Origin of the sequence: Paraburkholderia haematera, assembly GCF_905220975.1 — a bacterium.
GTDB classification, from domain to species: Bacteria; Pseudomonadota; Gammaproteobacteria; order Burkholderiales; family Burkholderiaceae; genus Paraburkholderia; species Paraburkholderia haematera.
The window spans coordinates 14,783-36,090 of record NZ_CAJNBK010000035.1; the positions used below are offsets into that span (position 1 = coordinate 14,783).

Here is a 21,308-nt window from a genome sequence, read left to right on the forward strand (position 1 = left end):
GATATCGAAGCTGAAAGTTAAATTCTTTTTTACCAAAATTCCGTTACCGTCGAAGCCGACCTTGACCGAACGCGCCTGTGGGCGCCGTCCCTGCCGGGCACTGACTTCGTGCGTGCAACATGTTGCATCTCATTTTCAGGGTGAGCAACCAGACCCCGGCGCAAGTAAAATAACGGTTTATCGCTTGCGCCTGCGCAATCCGCCCGAATTCCGGTCACTGCGCCGGCCGCCGCAGACTGCTGGGCAAATTATATTCATAATGAAAGAGTTAGGCAAAATATCCCAGAAATCGGTCGCAAGCGACCAGGTCTCGATGATCGAGATCGACGACAGTGCGGCCGGACAGCGCATTGATAACTTCCTCTTGCGCGTCTGTAAAGGCGTGCCGAAAAGCCATATTTACCGCATCCTGCGCAGCGGGGAAGTGCGGGTGAATAAGGGCCGGATAGACGCGCAGTACCGCCTCGAGCTGGGCGATCTGGTGCGTGTGCCGCCCATTCGCGTCGCTCAACCCAACGAGGCGATCGCCCAGACGCCGGTGCCGAGCGCCGATTTCAAAATTATTTTTGAAGACGAGCACATGCTCGTGATCGATAAACCGGCCGGCGTGGCGGTTCACGGCGGCAGCGGTGTTGCGTTCGGTGTGATCGAACAGATGCGCGAAGCGCGGCCGCAGGCGAAATTCCTCGAATTGGTGCATCGGCTGGATCGCGAGACGTCCGGCATCCTGATGCTCGCGAAGAAGCGCTCCGCGCTGGTCAATCTGCACGAGCAGATTCGCGAGAACAAGATGGATAAGCGCTACTATGCGTGCGTCCACGGTGAGTGGGCGGGCGACTGGGGCCGCCGCCGCGCGGTCAAGGAGCCGCTGCATAAGTATTTGACCGCGGACGGCGAACGGCGCGTGCGCGTCCAGGCTGACGGCCTCGCGTCGCACACGGTCTTCAATCTGATCGATCGCTGGCCGGAGTACGCGCTGCTGGAGGCGGAACTGAAGACCGGCCGCACACACCAGATTCGCGTCCATTTGCAGTATCTGGAACTGCCGATCGTCGGCGATGCCAAATACGGCGACTTCGCGCTGAACAAGGCGCTGGCCCGCGCCAACGCCAAGCCGGGCCTGAAGCGCATGTTCCTGCACGCCTACCGCCTAAAGCTGACGCACCCGGCAACCGGTGCGCCCGTGCAGTTCGAGGCGCCGCTGCCGGCCGAATGCCGCAGCTTTGTTGCGCAGCTCAATGAATTACGAAATGGGTTAGACCCGGAGACGACACCGCATGGCTAGAGAGCAATTTGATCTGATCGTCTTCGACTGGGACGGGACGCTGATGGATTCGACCGCGCATATCACGCGCAGCATCCAGGCGGCGTGCCGCGATCTCGGTTTGCCGGTTCCCGCCGACGAGGCCGCCAGCTACGTGATCGGCCTTGGCCTTCGCGACGCGCTGCAAATCGCCGCGCCCACGCTCGATCCGGCCGATTACCCGCGTCTGGCGGAACGCTATCGCTTCCACTATTTAGTGAAGGATCAGACCACCGAACTGTTCGTCGGCGTGCGCGAGATGTTGCAGGCGTTGCGCGACGAGGGCTATCTGCTGGCGGTGGCAACCGGCAAGAGCCGCGTCGGGCTGAACCGCGCGCTCGACCAATCGCGTCTGACGAGCCTGTTTGACGGCACCCGCTGTGCGGACGAAACCTTTTCTAAGCCGCATCCGGCCATGCTGCACGAACTGACGCGTGAACTGGGGCAAGATACGGCGCGCACGGTGATGGTCGGCGATACGACGCACGATTTGCAGATGGCGATCAATGCCGGTGTCGCGGGCATCGGTGTCACATACGGCGCGCATCCTGCCGGTTCGTTGACGGCTCTGTCGCCGAAATTCGTCGCCTCCAGCGTGAGTGCACTGTCGGAATGGCTGCGAGAGAACGCATGAGTATGGGTATGACCGAGACTGTGGCGGAAGCGGTTCGCATTTGCGCGTCCGAAGAGCTGGTCGACGGCGGTGCCGGTGTGCGACGCGCGGCCAAGCTCGGCGGCGGTGACGTCGTGGTATTTTTTGTTCGCTATGATGGCCATGCGTACGGCTATCTGAATCGCTGCGCCCACGTGCCGATGGAGCTCGACTGGGCCGAAGGGCAGTTCTTCGAATCGTCCGGTTTATACTTGATGTGCGCCACACACGGTGCGATTTACGCGCCTGATACGGGCAAATGCGTAGGTGGCCCGTGCCGCGGCGGCCGGTTGCGTTCCCTCCAGGTTGACGAGCGGGATTCACCTGGCGGCCGCGCTGTGTTCTGGCTGCCGGACGGCGAGCTACGTCCGGCCACACCCTGATTTTTCTCCTCCTCGACCATTCCACTGCACCGCATGTCTGACAATTTGACTCCCGAACCGAAGGAACCGTCCCTGACAGGCCGCCCTCGCACGCCTGCCGATGAGCCGGGCTGGGAGCGCGCCGCGCTCGAGCGCATCGCGCTTGCGGCAATCACCGAACAGCGCGCGGCACGCCGCTGGAAGATTTTCTTCCGCTTTGTATTCCTGATCGTTTTGCTGCTGGCGGTGTGGGGCGCCTTCGATTTCTCCGGCGACAAGGTTTCGACCACCGGGCGGCACACGGCAATGATTACGCTTGACGGCGAAATCTCTTCTGATACGAACGCGAACGCGGAAGATATCAACACTGCATTGGAAAGTGCATTCGACGACGCGGGTACGGCAGGCGTGATCCTGCGCTGTAACAGCCCGGGCGGCAGCCCGGTGCAGGCGGGCATCATCTACAACGAGATTCGTCGGCTGCGCGCCAAGTATCCGTCGATTCCGTTGTATGTCGTGGTCGGCGACATGTGCGCCTCGGGCGGTTATTACGCGGCCGCGGCGGCCGACAAGATCTACGTGGACAAGGCGAGCATCGTCGGTTCGATTGGCGTGCTGATGGACAGCTTCGGCTTTACCGGGCTGATGGATAAGCTCGGAATCCAGCGCCGTCTGCATACTTCGGGTGAGAACAAGGGCTTTTTCGACCCGTTCTCACCGGAAACGCAGAAGATGGACGAACATGCGCAGGACATGCTCGATCAGATTCATACCCAGTTCATCGACGCCGTGCGTGAGGGTCGCGGTAAGCGCCTGCACGAAACCCCCGACATGTTCTCGGGGCTTTTCTGGACGGGGCAGAAGAGTGTCGAGCTGGGGCTTGCCGACGGTTTCGGCGATGCGGATTACGTCGCGCGCGACCTTTTCAAGGCGCCGGATATCGTCGACTACACGGTCAAGGAGAGCATTACGGATCGCGTGGCGCGCAAATTCGGCGCAGCGGTCGGTAACGGCGCCGTTCACGCAATGGCGCTCGGCGGGAAGTTGAGCCTGCGCTGATTGAGTGTGAAAAATGAGAAAAGCCCCGTGCGATCGAAGGTAGATCGCGCGGGGCTTTTTTGTTTTTTGTCGCTAAACAGCGATCGGCAAGCGAATCAGCCTGGCTTGAGACGCGGCGGCGATCAGACGGCGAGAATCAGAAAAATGGCCGGCCGCTTGTGCAAATCAATCGCCGGTTTCTTCTTCCAGTCGGCCACGGTGCGGCTGGCGATGGTTTCCGTCTCCAGCGTCAGATCGACGGCGACGCAGACCAGTGTGGAGGGCGCGCATGTCGCCAGCAACGTGTCGAGCAGCGCGCGATTCCGATAGGGCGTTTCGATAAAGATCTGCGTTTGTCTGGCTTTGCGCGACTGCTGTTCCAGGTCGCGCAGGCGCTTGGCCCGTTCGGTGGCGTCGACCGGCAGATAGCCGTGGAACGCAAAACTCTGGCCATTCAGGCCTGAGGCCATCAGCGCGAGCAGAATCGAACTCGGCCCGACAAACGGCACAACTTTCACGCCGCGCTCGTGCGCGCGGCGCACCAGAAGGGCGCCCGGATCGGCGACTGCCGGACAGCCGGCTTCAGACACCAGGCCGGCATCGGTGCCCGCCAGCAAAGGCGCGAGCAGTTTGTCAATCTCGCCGGCCGGTGTATTGACGTTCAACTCGCGAATCTCGATGTCCTGAATCGGCCTTTCGGTGCCGACCTTTTTCAGGAATGCGCGCGTGGTTTTTGCGTTTTCGCCAATGTAATAGTGCAGCGACGCTGCTCGGGCGCGCACCGGCGCGGGCAGGACGGCATCGAGGGCATCGGCATCGCCTTCGCCGAGCGTGTTTGGAATCAGATATAAGGTGCCGCTCATGATGCCCCCAGAAGTGGATAACCCACTGCGAGCAGCATGCGCGACAGTGCGATCAACGGCAGCCCGATCAGCGCGGTCGGGTCGTCCGAGTGAATGGCTTCGAGCAGCGCAATGCCGAGACCTTCGGATTTGGCGCTGCCCGCGACGTCGTATGGCGTTTCTGCGTGCAGGTAAGCGTCGAGCGCGGCGTCCGGCAGGTCGCGGAATTGCACGTGGGTGATGACGTCGGCGGCTTGTGCCGCGCCCGAACGGCTGTCGAACAGGCAGAGTGCACTATGAAACTGCACTTCGCGGCCGCGCATGGCCTGAAGTTGAGCGAGGGCCTTGTCATGCGCGCCGGGCTTGCCGATCTGCAGGCCGTCGTAGGTTGCAACCTGATCCGAGCCGATGACGAGTGCGGTTTCACCGGCGCCAAGTCCGCCGGCCACCGCGCGGGCCTTTGCCTCGGCGAGGCGCAGGGCGGTTGCCTCAGGCGCTTCGCCGGCGAGCGGCGTTTCGTCGATCGCCGGCACGACGACATCGAAGGGAATGCGCAGGCGCTCGAGCAGCTCGCGACGATAAGGTGAACTCGACGCCAGGATCAGGCGTGGCGGGCGATTGAGGGAATCTGGCATGTGCAACCAACGGCTAGAGAGGCGGGTCGTACGGGGTTGTGCGGGTATTGCACGTGTACGGGCTTAAGTGTTTGACTCGAAAAGACAAAACGGATATGATTTCGGGCTTTTCATCGGTATGCTATTGCACAAGCGGGGCGTCGCATGGGCATCCGTGTGGTCAACACGGGTAGCGCACGAGTTCCGCGGGCTACTTTGCAAACCGATTTACCCTCGGCGAAATCCTTGCCGACGCAGGAGCGCACATGACTCAACATCCTGGCAACCCTGCTGGTCTGTCCGACCCGCACGATATCGATCTGTTCGAATTTGCGCGGAGTGGGCGTCAGGCCGCGGGTGTCGTGCGCGTCTCGCAACTGCCGCGCATGTTAAACGAAGTCCCGGCAGAAGCGCCAGACCGCGATGCCGCGTTCACCTGGCAAGCCGAAGGGGCGACGCAGCCGGAATTGCAAGACGATGGTACCGAGGGTCCGCAGCCTTATTTGAGGCTGGCGATTCACGGTACTGCATGGCTCGAATGTCAGCGGTGCATGGCGCCTTATCTTCAGGCGTTCAATGTCGATGCAACTTACCGGATCGTCAACACTGAGGCGGAAGCCGAAGAGTTTCCGCTCGACGAGGATGAAGTCGAAGTGATCGTTGGCTCGCGCCAGTTCGATCTCATCGACTTGATCGAAGAAGAGTTGCTGCTTTCCTTGCCGCTCGTGCCCAAGCATGAGGTGTGTCCCGAAGTGCACGAGAGCCTGGTCTCTGGTGTGGCCGGAGCAGAGGGTGAGGGCGACGAGGCTGCGCCGGACGAAGCAGGCGAGGGCGGTGAGCCCGAGCGGCCCAATCCGTTTGCGGCGCTCGAAAGTCTCAAGCGCGGTGAGCCGGGCGACAAGAAGCACTGAACAGTTGCATGGGAGCGCGAAGCGGGCGCATTGGCCATTCGGTCAATGGCGGACACCGGGTCGGGCTGTGTTAGAATTCGGAAAATTTTTAGGAGTTAGTCATGGCAGTTCAACAAAATAAGAAGTCGCCGTCGAAGCGCGGCATGCATCGTTCGCACGATTTCCTGACGGCAGCGCCGCTGGCCGTGGAGCCGAGCACGGGCGAAGTGCATCTGCGTCACCACGTTAGCCCGAACGGCTACTATCGCGGCAAGAAAGTCGTCAAGACGAAGAACGACTAATCGTTTCACTGCGTTGCGCCCCTTGGCGTTTCGCGTGGCGATCGGCTCGCTTGACATTTTCCCGGCTCGGCAAAAAGGCGGCATTCAACTGCCGCTTTTTTGTGTCGATCGCAGTTGGCGCGTTAGCGCTTGCCGCGATCCCATGCGGGGCGTCTGAAATTCGTCGCACTCCATGACAGTAAAGCTCACGATAGATTGCATGGGAGGCGACCACGGCCCGTCCGTGACCGTTCCCGCTGCCGTCAACTTCGTTCGTTCGCATCCTGATGCTGAGCTGCTGCTCGTCGGCATTGAAAGTGCGATTCGTGCGCAGCTGAAGAAGTTGAAGGCTCAGAACCTGCCGGCGCTGACCGTCGTACCTGCTTCCGAGATCGTCGCCATGGACGATCCGGTCGAAGTCGCGCTGCGCAAGAAAAAAGACTCATCCATGCGCGTGGCGCTGAATCGCGTCAAGGAAGGTGAGGCGCAAGCCTGCATTTCCGCTGGCAACACCGGCGCGCTGATGGCGGTTTCGCGCTATGTGCTGAAAACGCTGTCGGGCATCGAACGCCCGGCCATTGCGTTCGCCATGCCCAATCCCACTGGCTACACGACGATGCTCGACCTGGGCGCCAACGTCGATTGCGAACCGCAGCATCTGCTGCAGTTCGCGGAGATGGGGCACGCGCTCGTGTCCGCGCTCGAGGGCAAGGATCGGCCCACCATCGGGCTGCTCAACATCGGCGAAGAAGTCATCAAGGGTAACGACACCATCAAACGTGCCGGCGAACTGCTGCGCGCGAGTACACTTAACTTTCACGGCAACGTCGAAGGCAACGACATCTTCAAGGGCACGGTCGACGTGATCGTCTGCGACGGTTTTGTCGGCAACGTCGCGCTGAAGACGTCGGAAGGCCTCGCGCAGATGCTCTCCAACATCATCAAGGAAGAGTTCGGCCGCTCATGGCTCACCAAGGTGATGGCGGTGCTCGCATTGCCGGTATTGATGCGTTTCAAGAAACGGGTCGATCATCGGCAATACAACGGCGCCGCGCTGCTGGGCCTGCGTGGGCTGGTGATCAAAAGTCACGGTTCGGCGGATGCCTACGCGTTTGAGTGGGCTATCAAACGCGGGTATGATGCCGTCAAAAACGGCGTGCTGGAACGCCTTGCGCGAGCGATGGAAGAGAATGCGGGTTCTCTCGAACAGGCGGCGCGCGACGCGAGCGGTGCGGGTCACGCAAGCCCGATCGCAGGCCAGCCAGCCGAGCCCTACGCTGCGCAATCCTCGAAGGCATAATGGCTCAATCGACAATTTATTCCCGCGTGCTGGGCACCGGCAGCTATCTGCCGCCCGGACGCGTCACCAATCAGGATCTGGCTGAACGTCTCGCCAGAGAAGGCGTTGAGACGAGCGACGAATGGATCGTTGCCCGCACGGGCATCCATGCGCGTCACTTCGCCGAACCCGATGTCACCACCAGCGATCTTGCGCTGATCGCCTCGCAGCGCGCGATCGAAGCGGCCGATATCGATCCGCAATCCATCGATCTGATCATCGTTGCAACCTCCACGCCTGACTTTGTGTTTCCGAGCACGGCGTGCCTGTTGCAGAACAAGCTCGGCATCAAGAACCACGGCGCGGCATTCGACGTGCAGGCCGTCTGTTCGGGCTTCGCTTATGCGGTGGCGATGGCGGACAGCCTGATTCGCGGCGGCCAGCATCGCACGGCGCTCGTGATCGGCGCGGAAACCTTCTCGCGCATTCTCGATTTCAAGGACCGCACCACCTGCGTGCTGTTCGGCGACGGCGCGGGCGCGGTGATCCTGCAGGCGTCCGAAGAACCGGGCGTGCTGGCGAGCGCTTTGCATGCCGACGGCAGTCATTCGAACATTCTCTGCACGCCGGGCAATGTGAACGGCGGTGTGATCGAGGGCAGCGCGTTCCTGCATATGGACGGGCAGGCCGTGTTCAAGCTCGCGGTCAACGTGCTCGAAAAGGTGGCAGTCGAGGCACTTGCAAAAGCGAATCTGTCGGCCGATCAGATCGACTGGCTGATTCCGCATCAGGCCAATATCCGCATCATGCAAAGCACCTGCCGTAAGCTCGGCTTGCCGCAGGAGCGCATGGTCGTCACGGTGGGCGAGCACGGCAATACGTCGGCTGCGTCCATTCCGCTCGCATTCGACGTCGCGGTGCGCGACGGCCGCATCAAGCGCGGTCAGAACGTGCTGATCGAAGGCGTCGGCGGCGGCTTCACGTGGGGCGCGTCGGTTATCCGCTACTGATTGCGGCGACGTTGTGGCGAGCGCTCTTCGCGGCGCTCAGCTACCCTTGAGCGCGCTCGCCATCAACTGGGCGCGCCACCCACATCTGACAACATCGATTTTGGGGACGATATGAAATTTGCGTTCGTTTTTCCTGGGCAAGGTTCGCAGTCGGTCGGCATGCTCAACGCATTCGCCGATCATGCGATCGTGCGTGAGACGGTTCAGGAAGCGTCCGACGCGCTCAATCAGGACCTCGGCAAGCTGATCGCCGAAGGCCCCGCCGAAGATCTGAACCTCACCACCAATACCCAGCCGGTCATGCTGACCGCCGCGTATGCGATTTACCGCGCGTGGCTGCAGGCGGGCGGTCCGAAACCGGCCATCGTCGCCGGTCATAGCCTCGGTGAATACACCGCACTGGTCGCGGCGGGCGCGATCGCGTTTCGCGATGCTGTGCCGCTCGTGCGTTTTCGCGCACAAGCCATGCAAACGGCCGTGCCGGTCGGCGTTGGCGGCATGGCCGCGATTCTCGGCCTCGATGACGACACGGTGCGCGCGGTTTGCGCCGAAGCGTCGGTCGCGGGTGTCGTCGAGGCGGTGAATTTCAACGCGCCGGCGCAAGTCGTGATCGCCGGTCACAAGGCCGCAGTCGAAAAGGCTTGCGAAGTCGCGAAGGCGAAGGGCGCAAAGCGAGCGTTGCCGCTGCCGGTATCGGCGCCGTTCCACTCGTCGCTGCTGAAGCCCGCGTCGGATCAATTGCGCGAGTATCTGGCCGGCGTCGACGTGCAGGTGCCGTCGATCCCGGTGATCAACAACGTGGACGTCGCGGTGGTCAGCGAGCCGGCGAAGATCAAGGACGCGCTGGTGCGTCAGGCAGCAGGTCCAGTGCGCTGGGTCGAAAGCGTGCAGGCGATGGCGGCGCAAGGCGTCACGCATGTGATCGAATGCGGTCCCGGCAAGGTCCTCGCGGGCCTGACAAAGCGCATCGACGGCAGTCTGGCAGGCGCCTCGGTATTCGATCCGGCTTCGCTCGAAGAAACGCTCAAGCTGGTGACGGCGGGCTGAACGCCGCGGGTACAAGCTCGATACCAAGAATCAATCGGCCCTCCGAAAGGGCATCCGGACTGACAGATGGAAAAGACTCTCGACAAGCAAATCGCAATCGTGACGGGCGCGTCGCGCGGCATCGGCCGTGCTATCGCGATGGAACTGGCGCGCCAGGGCGCGACGGTGATCGGCACGGCAACCAGCGAAAGCGGCGCGGCGGCGATCAGCGAAGCCTTTAACGCGGCTGGCGTGAACGGTCGCGGCGCGGTGCTCAATGTGAACGACGCCGCCGCAGCCGAAGCGCTGATCGACGGCACGGTGAAGGAATTCGGCGCGCTGCACGTGCTGGTCAACAACGCCGGCATCACGCAGGACCAGCTCGCGATGCGCATGAAGGACGACGACTGGGACGCGGTGATCGACACCAATCTCAAGTCGGTCTTCCGTCTGTCGCGCGCGGTGTTGCGTCCGATGATGAAGGCGAAGGGCGGCCGTATCATCAACATCACGTCGGTGGTCGGCTCGGCCGGCAACCCGGGGCAGATCAACTACGCAGCCGCGAAAGCGGGCGTGGCAGGCATGACGCGCGCACTGGCACGCGAGATCGGCAGCCGCGGTATCACCGTGAATTGCGTCGCGCCGGGCTTCATCGATACCGACATGACCAAGACCCTGCCGGAAGAGCAGCAAACCGCACTGAAGGCGCAGATTCCGCTCGGCCGCCTTGGCAGCCCGGACGATATCGCGCACGCCGTGGCGTTCCTCGCGTCGCCGCAAGCGGGGTATATCACCGGCACGACACTGCATGTGAACGGCGGAATGTACATGTCGTAACCAAATTCGGTTACTATCCGCGCCTTGACGCGTTTGCAAAAGCGTAAGGCGCATGCCTTGACAGGAACCCGATGCGCCGCTTTTTTGCCGGGTCAAACCTGATAAAATGCGCGCACCTGTATTTTTGAACTTCTTTTCCCTTGGAGGGGTAATGGACAATATCGAACAGCGCGTCAAGAAGATCGTCGCAGAACAACTGGGCGTTGCAGAAGCTGAGATCAAGAACGAAGCTTCGTTCGTGAACGACCTCGGCGCCGACTCGCTCGACACCGTTGAACTCGTGATGGCCCTCGAAGACGAATTCGGCATGGAAATTCCGGATGAAGAAGCCGAGAAGATCACTACCGTTCAGCAAGCGATCGACTACGCTCGCGCGAACGTCAAGGCCTAAAGTCATTCGCGCCTGCGTTTCTGCGTTGGCGGCGTATGACGCCCTGCCGTGTCGGTTTCCGACGCCAGCAGGGCTGGCGCTTTTTGCCGTGCAGGAGCCAGCGATGTTGATAGCGCAAGTTTCCGCGCGATTGCCGACTTTCAAGAAAACGCTGGGCCGCCCCGCGTTTTCCGCCCCGAAGGAAGTCCCCTTGGGGGATTGCCCCCCTCGGGGGGACCTGGTGCGAAGCGCCAGGGGTGGGGGCGGCTAACAGCCACAGGGCACACAGGGCAAGTTCCTGTGGCCGCTGTGGCTTTTGTGCTTTTGTCATCTATGAAAAAGGGGTTACCGTGAGCCGCCGTCGTGTTGTTGTTACAGGCCTGGGGCTGATTTCGCCTGTTGGCAATAATGTTGCCGACGGCTGGGCCAATCTGGTCGCCGGCAAGTCGGGTATTGCCAATATCACGAAGTTCGACGCCTCGAACTTTTCGACTCGTTTCGCCGGCGAGGTGAAGGGCTTCAATATCGAGGACTACATCCCCGGTAAGGAAGCGCGCCACATGGATACGTTCATCCATTACGGCGTCGCAGCCGGCATCCAGGCGATGCAGGACAGCGGCCTCGAAGTCACCGACGAGAATTCGGAGCGCATCGGCGTCGTGGTCGGTTCGGGCATCGGCGGCTTGCCGATGATCGAAAACACGCAGACCGAATTGCTGAATCGCGGTCCGCGCCGTATTTCGCCGTTCTTCGTGCCCGCCTCGATCATCAACATGATCTCGGGCCATCTGTCGATCAAGTTCGGCATCAAGGGTCCGAATCTGGCGATCGTGACCGCGTGTACCACGGGTCTGCACTGTATCGGCGAGGCTTCGCGCCTGATCGAATACGGCGACGCCGACGTGATGATCGCCGGCGGTGCGGAATCGACCGTGTCGCCGCTCGGTGTCGGCGGCTTTGCGGCGGCGCGTGCGCTGTCGCAACGCAACGACGATCCGGCAACGGCGAGCCGTCCGTGGGACAAAGACCGCGACGGTTTCGTGCTGGGCGAGGGTGCCGGCGTGATGGTGCTCGAAGAGTACGAACACGCGAAGGCACGCGGCGCGAAGATTTACGCCGAAGTCAGCGGCTATGGGATGAGCGGCGACGCCTATCACATGACCGCACCGCTGGAAGACGGTGACGGCGCACGCCGCTGCATGCTGGCCGCGATGAAGAACGCGGGTATCAATTCGGATCAGGTGAACTACCTGAACGCGCACGGCACGTCCACGCCGCTCGGCGACCTGGCTGAAACCACCGGCATCAAACGCGCTTTCGGCGACCACGCCAAAGACATGGTCGTGAATTCGACCAAGTCGATGACAGGTCACCTGTTGGGCGGCGCCGGCGGTCTGGAATCGGTGTTCACCGTGCTGGCTGTGCATCATCAGGTGTCGCCGCCGACGATCAACATCTTCAATCAGGATCCGGCCTGCGATCTCGATTACTGCGCCAACACCGCGCGGGAGATGAAAATCGACGTCGCGCTGAAGAACTCGTTCGGGTTCGGCGGCACGAACGGCACGCTGGTCTTCAAGCGCGCCTGATCGTTTGGTGACACGTCAGTCGAAAACGCCGGCTTGCCCGGCGGTTTCCCTCGAATCGGCAACGCCCGGCGGAGCGTCGCAACGGATTACGTTGCGGCACTCCGCCGCCATGTGCGCCGCTTTGGGGGTGTTTGTGCTGATTGCGACGTGGGCCGCTTATACGTGTTTCGCGTCGCATCTGGGCGCCTCTCAAGCGGCTCCGTTGACGCTTGCCGTGTGGGCGCTGCTGACGCTCTGTGCGGTAAAACATCAGCTCGCACAGCCCGTCGCGCTGAAAATCGGCCCGGACGGACTGTCTGCCTGGAACCGGGCCGGCGGTTTGCTGACACAGGGCCGCATTGCGGGCTGTTCGCAATGGAGCGGTCGCTTGCTCATTCTGGCGCTCGTGCCGGACCATGGGCGCCCCCGCACGCTCCTTCTTGCCGCTGATGCGCTTTCAGCGCCCGTCTTCCGGGAGCTCGCCGTGCTGGGCCGGCGTGGCGCCGGCGCGTGACTGTAACGACTGTAACCGCTGTTACCGGAGTAACGTGCCACGATGATGGGGACGCTACAATGGTCCCCCGCCTTGCGCCCTATAGTTAACGGATTTATCAGGTGAGCGAAAAAGAAATTGATCAGGTGCTGGTCGAGCGCGTCCAGAAGGGCGACAAGGCCGCGTTCGAGCTTCTGGTCTCCAAATACCACCGTAAGATTCTCCGGCTGATCTCCCGCCTCGTGCGAGACCCGGCCGAAGTGGAAGACGTCGCCCAGGATGCCTTTATCAAGGCGTACCGGGCGTTGCCGCAGTTTCGCGGGGAATCGGCCTTTTATACGTGGTTGTACCGGATTGCGGTCAATACGGCAAAGAACTACCTTGCGACCCAGGGGCGGCGCGCACCGACTTCGACCGAAGCAGATGCTGAAGAAGCTGAAACTTTCTCGGACGCCGACCAACTAAGGGATATCAACACGCCTGAGTCGATGTTGATGAGCAAGCAGATCGCTGAGACGGTCAATGCTGCGATGGCGGTTTTACCGGAAGAGTTGCGCACCGCCATTACTCTTCGTGAAATTGAAGGTTTGAGCTACGAAGAAATCGCTGAGATGATGGGTTGCCCAATTGGCACAGTCAGATCACGAATTTTTCGCGCTCGCGAAGCCATTGCGGCAAAATTGCGTCCGTTGCTTGACACACCTGAAGGCAAGCGCTGGTAATCACTGGCTGCCGGGCGGGGCACGGGTGCAATATCTGGATTAGTGGTGTCACTACGGGGTATTTGTAAGATGGGGAGCATCATGGGGTCGGTCTCGATGCAATCGCAAGCCAGCTCGCGCGGCGAGCGTCTGTCCGCTTTTGTCGACGGTGAGTTGTTCGGCGAAGAGCATCTGAACACGTTTGTTTCCGAACTGGACGGCGAAGATCGTGCCGCCTGGTCGTGCTATCACCTGATCGGCGACGCCCTGCGTTCTGACGATCTGGCGGTCAGCCCGGCGGCGAGCAGCGCGTTCCTGAGCGGTTTTGGGGCACGTTTCGACAACGAGCCGCATGTGCTTGCGCCTGCCGCCATGCCGGTTGCACGCCGTTTGCTGGCGTTACGCCGTCGCGTTGTGCCGGCCTTTGCTGTGGCCGCTGCCGCTGCCACACTGACGTGGATCGTCGTGCCGCAACTGCAAGGCGTGCCGGGCGGCCCGGGTGTGGCGCAAGTCGCGTCGATCCAGTCGCATGGTGACTCGCTGCAACGTGTGGCCATGGCATCGGTGCCGGCCGCCACGCTCCAGCCGGTCTCGCAGGACGCCAACATCATTCGTGACGCAAGTCTCGATCAGTATCTGGAAGCTCACCAGCAATTCGCGCAACAACCGGTCATGCCGGGCTCGATGCCGCTGATTCGCGCTGCCGCAGTTTCTACGCAAGGCCAATAGTTTGATGCAGACTCCGCGGTTGAATAAAACGACTATCTGGGGGCGGCTGCCGGCATTTCTGATTTGCGCAGCCGTATTGTTGTCCGCTACACCGCGGGTCTTTGCACAAACCGACGATCCGCTCGTCGCCCGTCGCACGGCCGCGGAACTGCTCGATCGAATTCATCAGGCCGCCCAGCAGCAGAACTACGAGGGCGCGTTCGTCTATCAGCGCGGCAATTTCGTTCAGACATCGCGGATCGCGCACTATGCGACCCGCACTGACGGCGAATTCGAGCAACTCGAAAGCCTCGACGGCAAGCCGCGCAAAATGCTTCGCCACAACGAAGATCTCTACACGTTCGTGCCTGAGCGGCATCTGTGCGTGGTCGAGAAGCGCCAGAACAAAGATTCGTTCCCTGCGCTGCTGGCCGTAAGCGGCGAGCAGGTGCTGTCTGTATACGAGCCGAAGCTGCTCGGCGACGACCGTGTCGCAGGTATCGACAGTCAGGTGATCGAACTCGACCCGAAAGACGCATACCGTTTCGCTTACAAGCTGTGGGCCGACAAGAAGACCGGCCTGCTGCTGCGTGCGCAGACGCTTGATCCGAACGGTCAGGTGCTCGAGCAATTGTCGTTTTCGCAGATTCGCATCGGCGTGCCGGTCGACAAGACCGCTATCGTCAACGGCATTCGTAATACGACAGGTTGGACCGTCGTGCGGCCGCCGGTCGAGCCGGTCGATATGGCTGCGCAAGGCTGGCAGATCACGCCGACCGTGCCGGGCTTCCGCAAGATTCGTGAGCTGCGCCGTCCCATGGCCGCGCGTGACGCGGGGCAGCCGACCATTCCTGTCGATCAGGCCGTATTCTCCGACGGCCTTGCGGCCATTTCGGTGTTTGTCGAACCGGTCGAGAACAATACTCGCAAGGAAGGCGCGGGGAGCAGCGGCGCCACACACGTGCTGGTCAAGCGTCGCGGCGACTTCTGGATTACTCTGCTTGGTGAAGTGCCCCAGACCACATTGCAGCAATTTGCGTCTGCCATAGAATATAAAGCTCCGAAGTAATCTTCCGAATCACTCGAATCCCTCGGCTTGCTACGATATGACGACTTTCTCGGTGCGCAAATTCCTCGCGGCCGCGGTGGTGGTGGCGTGTTTGCCGCTCATGCCGCACACGGCGTCGGCGGCTCCCGCAGCCAATCTGCCCGACTTCACTGACCTCGTCGACAAGGTCGGCCCAGCAGTCGTCAACATCCGCACAACCACACGCGTGTCGAACAGCGGTGCCCGTGGTGGATTGCCGCCGGGCATGGACGACGGCGACATGTCTGAGTTTTTCCGCCGCTTCTTTGGCATTCCGTTGCCACAGTCGCCGCAATCGCCGGGTTCCCCGCGCGGCGGCGATAACGGTGGGAGCGGTAGCGGTGGTAGCGGTGGTAGTGGCGGTAGCCAGGACACGCCGGATAACAGCGATCCCGAACAGAACAGCGGCGTCGGCTCAGGCTTCATTCTGTCGGCGGACGGCTATGTGATGACCAACGCGCACGTCATTGACGACGCGGATACCATTTACGTTACCCTCACCGACAAGCGCGAGTTCAAGGCCAAACTGATCGGTGTGGACGATCGGACCGATGTTGCCGTCGTGAAGATTAGCGCTGCCAATTTGCCGACCATTACGATCGGCGATTCGAACAAGGTGCGGGTGGGCGAGTGGGTGGTTGCGATCGGTTCGCCGTTCGGTCTCGAGAACACGGTGACGGCCGGCATCGTCAGCGCCAAAGGGCGCGACACGGGCGATTATCTGCCTTTCATCCAGACCGACGTGGCCGTCAATCCGGGTAATTCAGGCGGTCCGCTGATCAATATGCAGGGCGAAGTGATCGGCATCAATTCGCAGATTTACAGCCGTACTGGCGGCTTCATGGGCATCTCGTTCGCGATTCCGATCGACGAGGCGATGCGCGTAGCCGAGCAGTTGAAAACCTCGGGTAAAGTCGTGCGCGGCCGGATCGCGGTGGCGATTGGCGAAGTGACGAAAGACGTGGCCGATTCGCTCGGACTGCCGAAGGCGCAGGGCGCGCTGGTCAGCAGCGTTGAACCGGGTGGTCCGGCGGACAAGGCGGGCGTGCAGCCTGGCGACATCATTCTGAAGTTCAACGGCCATTCGGTCGACACGGCAACAGATTTGCCGCGCATGGTCGGCGATACGAAGCCGGGCACCAAGTCGACTGTCACGATCTGGCGCAAGGGCCAGACGCGCGATCTGCCGATCACGATTGCCGAGATGCAGCCGGACAAGGCCGCCAAGGCGGATCAGAAGAAGCCGCCGGTGCCGAAGCAACGCGCGACGAACGTGCTGGGTCTCGCCGTTAGCGATATTCCTCCTGATCAACTGAAGACGCTGAAACTGCACAACGGTGTGCAGATCGACGCGGTAGACGGCCCGGCTGTGCGGGTCGGGCTGCAAAAGGGTGACATTGTCCTGCGTGTGGGCGATACGGATATCACAAGCGCGAAGCAGTTCGACGACCTGAGCGCGCACCTCGACCCGCAGAAGATGGTCGCGCTGTTAGTTCGTCGTGGCGAGAACACGCAGTTCGTGCCGATTCGCCCGCGCAGCGCGCCGAAATGAAGACGGTGGCGCCGCTCACGCTCTACGGGCGCGCGTGGTGCCATTTGTGCGACGACATGCGTGCCGCACTCGAGCCTTTGCTGGTCGAATTCGGCGCGCAAGTCGTAGAGATCGACATCGACACCGATCCCGTGCTGGAAAACCGTTACAACGAACGGGTGCCGGTTCTGGTCTGCGACGGCGTTGAGTTGTGTCACTATCACCTTGACGCTGCGCGAGTTCGTGCCGCGCTCGCTGCACGCTATGTGGCGGCGCATTCGCCATCCACGTATTCAGGGTCGAGCTAAGGGCACAACACCGGAACCCACACCAGGCACACCAGGCGCGAGCATGCGCCGTTCACGCCCCGTTTCACGCTTCTCATGAGCCGTCTTTTCCGCCCGAGCCTCGCAAGATGCGCCGGGCGATAGCCTTTTCGGCTAAAATAGATAGGTTTTTCACCTACTTACAAGGCGTGCTCCGCTATTGTCCGAGCGCGCCTTTTTCGCTTGATCGGTACTGAATGGATCATATTCGTAACTTCTCGATCATTGCGCACATCGACCATGGCAAGTCGACGCTCGCCGATCGCATCATCCAGATCTGCGGTGGCCTGTCCGACCGCGAGATGGAATCTCAAGTGCTCGACTCGATGGATCTCGAGCGCGAGCGCGGTATTACCATCAAGGCACAAACCGCCGCACTGACGTATAAGGCCCGTGACGGGCAGATCTACAACCTGAACATGATCGACACGCCGGGCCACGTCGACTTCTCGTACGAAGTCAGCCGCTCGCTGTCCGCATGCGAAGGCGCGTTGCTGGTCGTCGACGCAAGCCAGGGCGTGGAAGCGCAAACCGTCGCCAACTGCTACACGGCGATCGAGCTTGGCGTCGACGTCATTCCGGTGCTCAACAAGATCGACCTGCCGGCCGCGAATCCCGAGAACGCAATCGCGGAAATCGAAGACGTGATCGGCATCGACGCCACCGACGCTACGCATTGCAGCGCGAAGACCGGTCTTGGCGTCGAGGACGTGCTTGAAGCGCTGATCGCCAAAGTGCCGCCGCCCAAGGGCGATACGGAAGCGCCACTGCAGGCGCTGATCATCGACTCGTGGTTCGACAACTATGTCGGCGTCGTGATGCTTGTGCGTATCGTCAACGGCACACTGCGTCCGAAAGACAAGATCCGCATGATGGCGACCGGTGCGCAGTATCCGGTCGAGCATATCGGCGTCTTCACGCCGAAGTCGAAGAATCTCGAATCGTTGTCCGCGGGCCAGGTGGGCTTCATCATCGCCGGCATCAAGGAATTGGCCGCCGCGAAGGTGGGCGACACCGTCACGCTGGTGAATCGTCCTGCTGCCGAGCCGCTGCCGGGCTTCAAGGAAGTGAAGCCGCAGGTGTTCGCCGGTCTCTATCCGGTCGAAGCGAACCAGTACGACGCGCTGCGTGATTCGCTGGAAAAGCTGAAGCTGAACGACGCCTCGTTGATGTACGAGCCGGAAGTCTCGCAGGCGCTTGGTTTCGGTTTCCGTTGCGGCTTCCTTGGTTTGCTGCACATGGAAATCGTGCAGGAACGTCTCGAGCGCGAGTTCGACATGGACCTGATCACCACGGCGCCGACCGTGGTGTACGAAGTTCTGCAACGCGACGGCACGATCCTCATGGTCGAAAATCCGGCCAAGATGCCGGAGCCGTCGAAGATCGAAGAAGTGCGCGAGCCGATCGTCACCGTGAATCTGTACATGCCGCAAGACTACGTCGGCGCGGTGATCACGCTGTGTACGACGAAACGCGGCAATCAGATCAACATGCAATACCACGGCCGTCAGGTGCAGTTGACCTATGAAATTCCGATGGGCGAAGTCGTGCTCGATTTCTTCGATCGTCTGAAGTCGATTTCGCGTGGCTATGCGTCGATGGATTACGAGTTCAAGGAATATCGCGCGGCTGATGTGGTGAAGGTCGACATGCTGATCAACGGCGACAAGGTGGATGCGTTGTCGGTGATCGTGCACCGTTCGCAAAGCCAGTATCGCGGCCGCGAAGTGGCGGCGAAGATGCGCGAACTGATTCCGCGTCAGATGTACGACGTAGCGATTCAGGCCACCATCGGCGCGAACATTATTGCGCGCGAGAACATTAAAGCGTTGCGTAAGAACGTGCTGGCAAAATGCTACGGCGGCGATATTAGCCGTAAGAAGAAACTGCTCGAGAAACAAAAGGCAGGCAAGAAGCGAATGAAGCAGGTGGGATCGGTCGAGATTCCGCAAGAGGCTTTCCTCGCGATTCTGCGTGTCGAAGACAAATAAGACGAACAACGGAACCCTATGAATTTTGCGCTGATTCTTTTTGTGCTCGTCATTTTGACGGGCGTCGCATGGGTTGCAGACAAACTGGTTTTCATGCCGCAACGGCGCCGCGCAGCGGACGCCGTGGTCGCTGAGTTCGACCGCCAGCAGGCACGCGTCGGTGAGCGTTTTGCCGACGAAAACGCGGCGCAAACACGCGCGCGTCTGCGTGACGACAAGTTGCGTCAACCGTGGTGGCTTGAGTATTCGGCGAGCTTTTTCCCGGTGATTCTGGTGGTGTTTGTGGTGCGCTCGTTCGTGGTCGAGCCGTTCAAGATTCCGTCGGGTTCGATGGTGCCGACGCTGCTGGTGGGCGATTTCATCCTCGTCAACAAATTCGACTACGGCATCCGTTTACCGATCACCAACACGAAGATCACCGAGGGCCGTCCGCTCGAGCGTGGCGACGTGGTGGTGTTCCGCTACCCGAAGGACGAATCCGTCGACTACATCAAGCGCGTAATCGGCCTGCCGGGCGACACCGTTGCTTATCAAGACAAGCAACTGACGATCAACGGCAAACCGGTGCCGGAAACGGCGCTGCCTGACTATCTCGACGAAGAACGCCTCGGCTACGCGAAGCAATTCGAAGAAGATCTCGGCGGCCGCAAGAACGCGATTCTGAATAACCCGGCCGTGCCGCCGTTCATCGTCGGCGCGGAAGATTATCCGTATCGCGATAACTGCACGTACAACGCACGCGGCGTGATCTGCAAAGTGCCGCCGGGCAATTACTTCATGATGGGCGACAACCGCGATAACAGCGCCGATAGCCGCTACTGGGGTTTTGCGCCGGATAAGAATGTCGTCGGCCGAGCATTTTTCATCTGGATGAACTTCAGCGATCTGAAACGCATCGGCTCATTCCACTGAGCACGCATGCCTTGATTGCACGACACGCCGCGCAGGTGGCCCACACTTAGGCCACACCAGTCGCGGCGTGTTATCACGCTACTTTAAGAATCCGCGGTAACGTCGCTTCACCACGCTTTTTCCGCAGGCCGTCCCGCGTTTTCGCCGGGGCAGGCGCCCGCGTTATACTCTGCCCATGCCCCTATCTCCGTTGGAAAGCCGTCTGCGCTACGAATTTCGCAATGCGGAATTGTTGCGCCAGGCTTTAACGCACCGCAGTCATAGTGCCACGCACAACGAACGGCTCGAGTTTCTCGGCGACTCCGTTCTAAATTGCGCGGTGGCTGCGCTTTTGTTCCAACGTTTCGGCAAACTGGACGAAGGCGACCTGTCGCGCGTCCGCGCCAATCTGGTCAAACAGCAGTCACTTTACGAAATCGCTCAGGCCCTCAATATCTCCGAGGGCCTGCGTCTCGGCGAAGGCGAGCTGCGCAGCGGTGGCTTCCGCCGCCCGTCGATCCTTGCTGACACGCTGGAAGCCGTGCTGGGCGCGGTGTTCCTCGACGGCGGATTCGATGCCGCCCAAACGGTCATCAAGCGCCTCTACGTGCCGATCCTCGATCACATCGACCCGCGCACGCTTGGCAAAGACGCCAAGACGCTGCTGCAGGAATATCTGCAGGGTCACAAGATCGCGTTGCCTACGTATACCGTCGTTGCGACTCATGGTGCGGCGCACAATCAGCAATTTGAAGTCGAATGCACGGTGCCGAAGTTGGACGTCAAAGTGTCCGGTTCCGGCGCGAGCCGTCGTGCTGCCGAGCAGGCCGCGGCCAAGAAGGCGCTCGACGAGGTAATGGCTGCCGCACCGGCCGTGGTTGCCAAGCCCAAGCGCTCGAAAGGCGCCCGTGCAGCGAAGAATGCCGAGCAGGAGATCGTGCCCGGTGTGACGGGTGTACAGGCTGCGCTCGATTTGCGCAGCCCGGATCGCAAGAGCGAGCGCGGGACCGGGCGAAGCGAGACACGCACCGCGCCGGTGGCGGAGTCCGCAGCCGAGCGGCCGACCCTGACCGCGACGTCCGCGCCGTTGGCTGTGATTCGCGCCGCGCACGTGGAATACAGCGGACAGGACAAATCGGAGCGTGCGGATAAGACCGAAAGAGCCGAGAAGGCCGCCGTCCACGCGAGTGACAAGTCGGCTGACAAAGCAGCGACAGACAAGCCAGCCGAAAAGCTGGACGCCAGATCCGCCGAAGTCAGATCCGAAGGCTCGAAGTCCGCAGAAGCAAAACCTGCGGAATCAAAGCCCGCCGACACCAAATCGGAAGCCGCCACCGTTCGCATCGCCGACAAACATCGCAGTCGGGAAACCACACCCGGCGCAGCCGTGCCCACGCCCGGCGTGCCTGCACCTATCGAACACGAACCCGGCGTAGCCGACGCGGTGCAATCCCGCGTCGCCGATGCGGGCCATTGATTGCCATCGGCGCGCCATTCCCCGCGTGCCG

At 61.2% G+C, this 21,308-nt stretch carries 23 protein-coding genes; 21 read left to right on the plus strand and 2 right to left on the minus strand.

Annotated elements, in window-relative coordinates; translation table 11 throughout:
* Positions 1-259 precede the first annotated feature (259 nt).
* From KHO23_RS32010 to KHO23_RS32025, 4 genes are read left to right on the plus strand one after another with little or no spacing between them, the layout of a single operon-like run.
* Positions 260-1,285, plus strand: a complete 1,026-nt coding sequence (locus KHO23_RS32010; protein ID WP_211616745.1) for an RluA family pseudouridine synthase — start codon at positions 260-262, stop codon at positions 1,283-1,285.
* Positions 1,278-1,937 carry an HAD-IA family hydrolase gene (locus KHO23_RS32015; protein WP_211616697.1) on the plus strand — a complete coding sequence of 220 codons (660 nt, stop codon included), beginning with the start codon at positions 1,278-1,280 and terminating at the stop codon, positions 1,935-1,937. The genes KHO23_RS32010 and KHO23_RS32015 overlap by 8 nt, the downstream gene beginning before the upstream one ends.
* 8 nt (positions 1,938-1,945) lie before the next feature.
* Positions 1,946-2,338, plus strand: coding sequence for a Rieske (2Fe-2S) protein (locus tag KHO23_RS32020; protein ID WP_211616699.1), 393 nt, complete (start codon positions 1,946-1,948; stop codon positions 2,336-2,338).
* A 33-nt stretch (positions 2,339-2,371) separates the two neighbouring features.
* Entirely contained in the window at positions 2,372-3,376 is a 1,005-nt protein-coding gene (locus tag KHO23_RS32025) for a S49 family peptidase (protein WP_211616701.1), read from the plus strand.
* Positions 3,377-3,498: 122 nt separating this feature from the next.
* On the opposite strand, the gene KHO23_RS32030 is transcribed toward KHO23_RS32025, so the two are convergent.
* Both KHO23_RS32030 and KHO23_RS32035 read right to left on the minus strand, forming a co-directional pair.
* Positions 3,499-4,218: an SAM-dependent methyltransferase gene (locus KHO23_RS32030; protein ID WP_211616703.1), complete on the minus strand. Its 720-nt coding sequence runs from the start codon at positions 4,216-4,218 to the stop codon at positions 3,499-3,501.
* A complete protein-coding gene (locus tag KHO23_RS32035; protein ID WP_211616705.1) occupies positions 4,215-4,832 on the minus strand; it encodes a Maf-like protein in 618 nt (205 codons plus the stop codon). Before KHO23_RS32035 ends, KHO23_RS32030 begins: the two co-directional genes overlap by 4 nt.
* A 245-nt stretch (positions 4,833-5,077) precedes the next feature.
* Here KHO23_RS32035 and KHO23_RS32040 point away from each other — a divergent pair, with 245 nt between their 5' ends.
* The 17 genes from KHO23_RS32040 (at position 5,078) to rnc (ending at position 21,277) form a co-directional block, all read left to right on the plus strand.
* A complete protein-coding gene (locus KHO23_RS32040) occupies positions 5,078-5,722 on the plus strand; it encodes a DUF177 domain-containing protein (RefSeq protein WP_211616707.1) in 645 nt (214 codons plus the stop codon).
* Positions 5,723-5,823: 101 nt separating this feature from the next.
* Entirely contained in the window at positions 5,824-6,003 is a 180-nt protein-coding gene (rpmF, locus tag KHO23_RS32045) for a 50S ribosomal protein L32 (RefSeq protein ID WP_006051932.1), read from the plus strand.
* Positions 6,004-6,175: 172 nt separating this feature from the next.
* Entirely contained in the window at positions 6,176-7,282 is a 1,107-nt protein-coding gene (gene plsX, locus KHO23_RS32050) for a phosphate acyltransferase PlsX (protein WP_211616709.1), read from the plus strand.
* Positions 7,282-8,271, plus strand: coding sequence for a beta-ketoacyl-ACP synthase III (locus tag KHO23_RS32055; RefSeq protein ID WP_211616711.1), 990 nt, complete (start codon positions 7,282-7,284; stop codon positions 8,269-8,271). Before plsX ends, KHO23_RS32055 begins: the two co-directional genes overlap by 1 nt.
* A gap of 111 nt (positions 8,272-8,382) precedes the next feature.
* Positions 8,383-9,318, plus strand: coding sequence for an ACP S-malonyltransferase (gene fabD, locus KHO23_RS32060; protein WP_211616713.1), 936 nt, complete (start codon positions 8,383-8,385; stop codon positions 9,316-9,318).
* A 66-nt stretch (positions 9,319-9,384) separates the two neighbouring features.
* Positions 9,385-10,134, plus strand: coding sequence for a 3-oxoacyl-ACP reductase FabG (fabG, locus tag KHO23_RS32065; protein ID WP_211616715.1), 750 nt, complete (start codon positions 9,385-9,387; stop codon positions 10,132-10,134).
* 151 nt (positions 10,135-10,285) lie between these two features.
* The gene (gene acpP / locus KHO23_RS32070) at positions 10,286-10,525 is read left to right on the plus strand and encodes an acyl carrier protein (protein WP_004197638.1); all 240 of its coding nucleotides are present in this window, start codon (positions 10,286-10,288) and stop codon (positions 10,523-10,525) included.
* 329 nt (positions 10,526-10,854) lie between these two features.
* Positions 10,855-12,093: a beta-ketoacyl-ACP synthase II gene (gene fabF, locus KHO23_RS32075; RefSeq protein ID WP_172173055.1), complete on the plus strand. Its 1,239-nt coding sequence runs from the start codon at positions 10,855-10,857 to the stop codon at positions 12,091-12,093.
* 7 nt (positions 12,094-12,100) lie between these two features.
* On the plus strand, positions 12,101-12,586 hold the full coding sequence (locus tag KHO23_RS32080; protein ID WP_328822016.1) for a hypothetical protein: 486 nt from the start codon (positions 12,101-12,103) through the stop codon (positions 12,584-12,586).
* Positions 12,587-12,687: 101 nt separating this feature from the next.
* Complete coding sequence (gene rpoE / locus KHO23_RS32085) at positions 12,688-13,287, plus strand: RNA polymerase sigma factor RpoE (protein WP_006051939.1); 600 nt, start codon at positions 12,688-12,690, stop codon at positions 13,285-13,287.
* 81 nt (positions 13,288-13,368) lie between these two features.
* A complete protein-coding gene (locus KHO23_RS32090) occupies positions 13,369-13,995 on the plus strand; it encodes a sigma-E factor negative regulatory protein (protein WP_211616717.1) in 627 nt (208 codons plus the stop codon).
* 4 nt (positions 13,996-13,999) lie between these two features.
* Positions 14,000-15,043: a MucB/RseB C-terminal domain-containing protein gene (locus tag KHO23_RS32095; protein WP_120290413.1), complete on the plus strand. Its 1,044-nt coding sequence runs from the start codon at positions 14,000-14,002 to the stop codon at positions 15,041-15,043.
* 37 nt (positions 15,044-15,080) lie between these two features.
* Positions 15,081-16,613, plus strand: a complete 1,533-nt coding sequence (locus KHO23_RS32100) for a DegQ family serine endoprotease (protein WP_211616719.1) — start codon at positions 15,081-15,083, stop codon at positions 16,611-16,613.
* Positions 16,610-16,900, plus strand: a complete 291-nt coding sequence (locus KHO23_RS32105; RefSeq protein WP_211616721.1) for a glutaredoxin family protein — start codon at positions 16,610-16,612, stop codon at positions 16,898-16,900. Before KHO23_RS32100 ends, KHO23_RS32105 begins: the two co-directional genes overlap by 4 nt.
* Positions 16,901-17,115: 215 nt before the next feature.
* On the plus strand, positions 17,116-18,909 hold the full coding sequence (gene lepA, locus KHO23_RS32110; protein WP_211616722.1) for a translation elongation factor 4: 1,794 nt from the start codon (positions 17,116-17,118) through the stop codon (positions 18,907-18,909).
* Between the two features lie 18 nt (positions 18,910-18,927).
* Positions 18,928-19,821 (plus strand): signal peptidase I, encoded by an 894-nt coding sequence (lepB, locus tag KHO23_RS32115; protein ID WP_211616724.1) that lies wholly within the window; start codon positions 18,928-18,930, stop codon positions 19,819-19,821.
* Positions 19,822-19,996: 175 nt separating this feature from the next.
* Complete coding sequence (gene rnc, locus KHO23_RS32120; RefSeq protein WP_211616726.1) at positions 19,997-21,277, plus strand: ribonuclease III; 1,281 nt, start codon at positions 19,997-19,999, stop codon at positions 21,275-21,277.
* The last annotated feature ends 31 nt before the right edge of the window (positions 21,278-21,308 follow it).

What these genes read in the sequence shown, in the direction of transcription:
- KHO23_RS32010 (WP_211616745.1), top strand. Translation starts at nt 260, where the DNA reads ATGAAAGAGTTAGGCAAAATATCCCAGAAATCGGTCGCAAGCGACCAG.
- KHO23_RS32015 (WP_211616697.1), top strand. Translation starts at nt 1,278, where the DNA reads ATGGCTAGAGAGCAATTTGATCTGATCGTCTTCGACTGGGACGGGACG.
- KHO23_RS32020 (WP_211616699.1), top strand. Translation starts at nt 1,946, where the DNA reads ATGACCGAGACTGTGGCGGAAGCGGTTCGCATTTGCGCGTCCGAAGAG.
- KHO23_RS32025 (WP_211616701.1), top strand. Translation starts at nt 2,372, where the DNA reads ATGTCTGACAATTTGACTCCCGAACCGAAGGAACCGTCCCTGACAGGC.
- KHO23_RS32030 (WP_211616703.1), bottom strand. Translation starts at nt 4,218, where the DNA reads ATGAGCGGCACCTTATATCTGATTCCAAACACGCTCGGCGAAGGCGAT.
- KHO23_RS32035 (WP_211616705.1), bottom strand. Translation starts at nt 4,832, where the DNA reads ATGCCAGATTCCCTCAATCGCCCGCCACGCCTGATCCTGGCGTCGAGT.
- KHO23_RS32040 (WP_211616707.1), top strand. Translation starts at nt 5,078, where the DNA reads ATGACTCAACATCCTGGCAACCCTGCTGGTCTGTCCGACCCGCACGAT.
- rpmF (WP_006051932.1), top strand. Translation starts at nt 5,824, where the DNA reads ATGGCAGTTCAACAAAATAAGAAGTCGCCGTCGAAGCGCGGCATGCAT.
- plsX (WP_211616709.1), top strand. Translation starts at nt 6,176, where the DNA reads ATGACAGTAAAGCTCACGATAGATTGCATGGGAGGCGACCACGGCCCG.
- KHO23_RS32055 (WP_211616711.1), top strand. Translation starts at nt 7,282, where the DNA reads ATGGCTCAATCGACAATTTATTCCCGCGTGCTGGGCACCGGCAGCTAT.
- fabD (WP_211616713.1), top strand. Translation starts at nt 8,383, where the DNA reads ATGAAATTTGCGTTCGTTTTTCCTGGGCAAGGTTCGCAGTCGGTCGGC.
- fabG (WP_211616715.1), top strand. Translation starts at nt 9,385, where the DNA reads ATGGAAAAGACTCTCGACAAGCAAATCGCAATCGTGACGGGCGCGTCG.
- acpP (WP_004197638.1), top strand. Translation starts at nt 10,286, where the DNA reads ATGGACAATATCGAACAGCGCGTCAAGAAGATCGTCGCAGAACAACTG.
- KHO23_RS32090 (WP_211616717.1), top strand. Translation starts at nt 13,369, where the DNA reads ATGGGGTCGGTCTCGATGCAATCGCAAGCCAGCTCGCGCGGCGAGCGT.
- KHO23_RS32095 (WP_120290413.1), top strand. Translation starts at nt 14,000, where the DNA reads ATGCAGACTCCGCGGTTGAATAAAACGACTATCTGGGGGCGGCTGCCG.
- KHO23_RS32100 (WP_211616719.1), top strand. Translation starts at nt 15,081, where the DNA reads ATGACGACTTTCTCGGTGCGCAAATTCCTCGCGGCCGCGGTGGTGGTG.
- KHO23_RS32105 (WP_211616721.1), top strand. Translation starts at nt 16,610, where the DNA reads ATGAAGACGGTGGCGCCGCTCACGCTCTACGGGCGCGCGTGGTGCCAT.
- lepA (WP_211616722.1), top strand. Translation starts at nt 17,116, where the DNA reads ATGGATCATATTCGTAACTTCTCGATCATTGCGCACATCGACCATGGC.
- lepB (WP_211616724.1), top strand. Translation starts at nt 18,928, where the DNA reads ATGAATTTTGCGCTGATTCTTTTTGTGCTCGTCATTTTGACGGGCGTC.
- rnc (WP_211616726.1), top strand. Translation starts at nt 19,997, where the DNA reads ATGCCCCTATCTCCGTTGGAAAGCCGTCTGCGCTACGAATTTCGCAAT.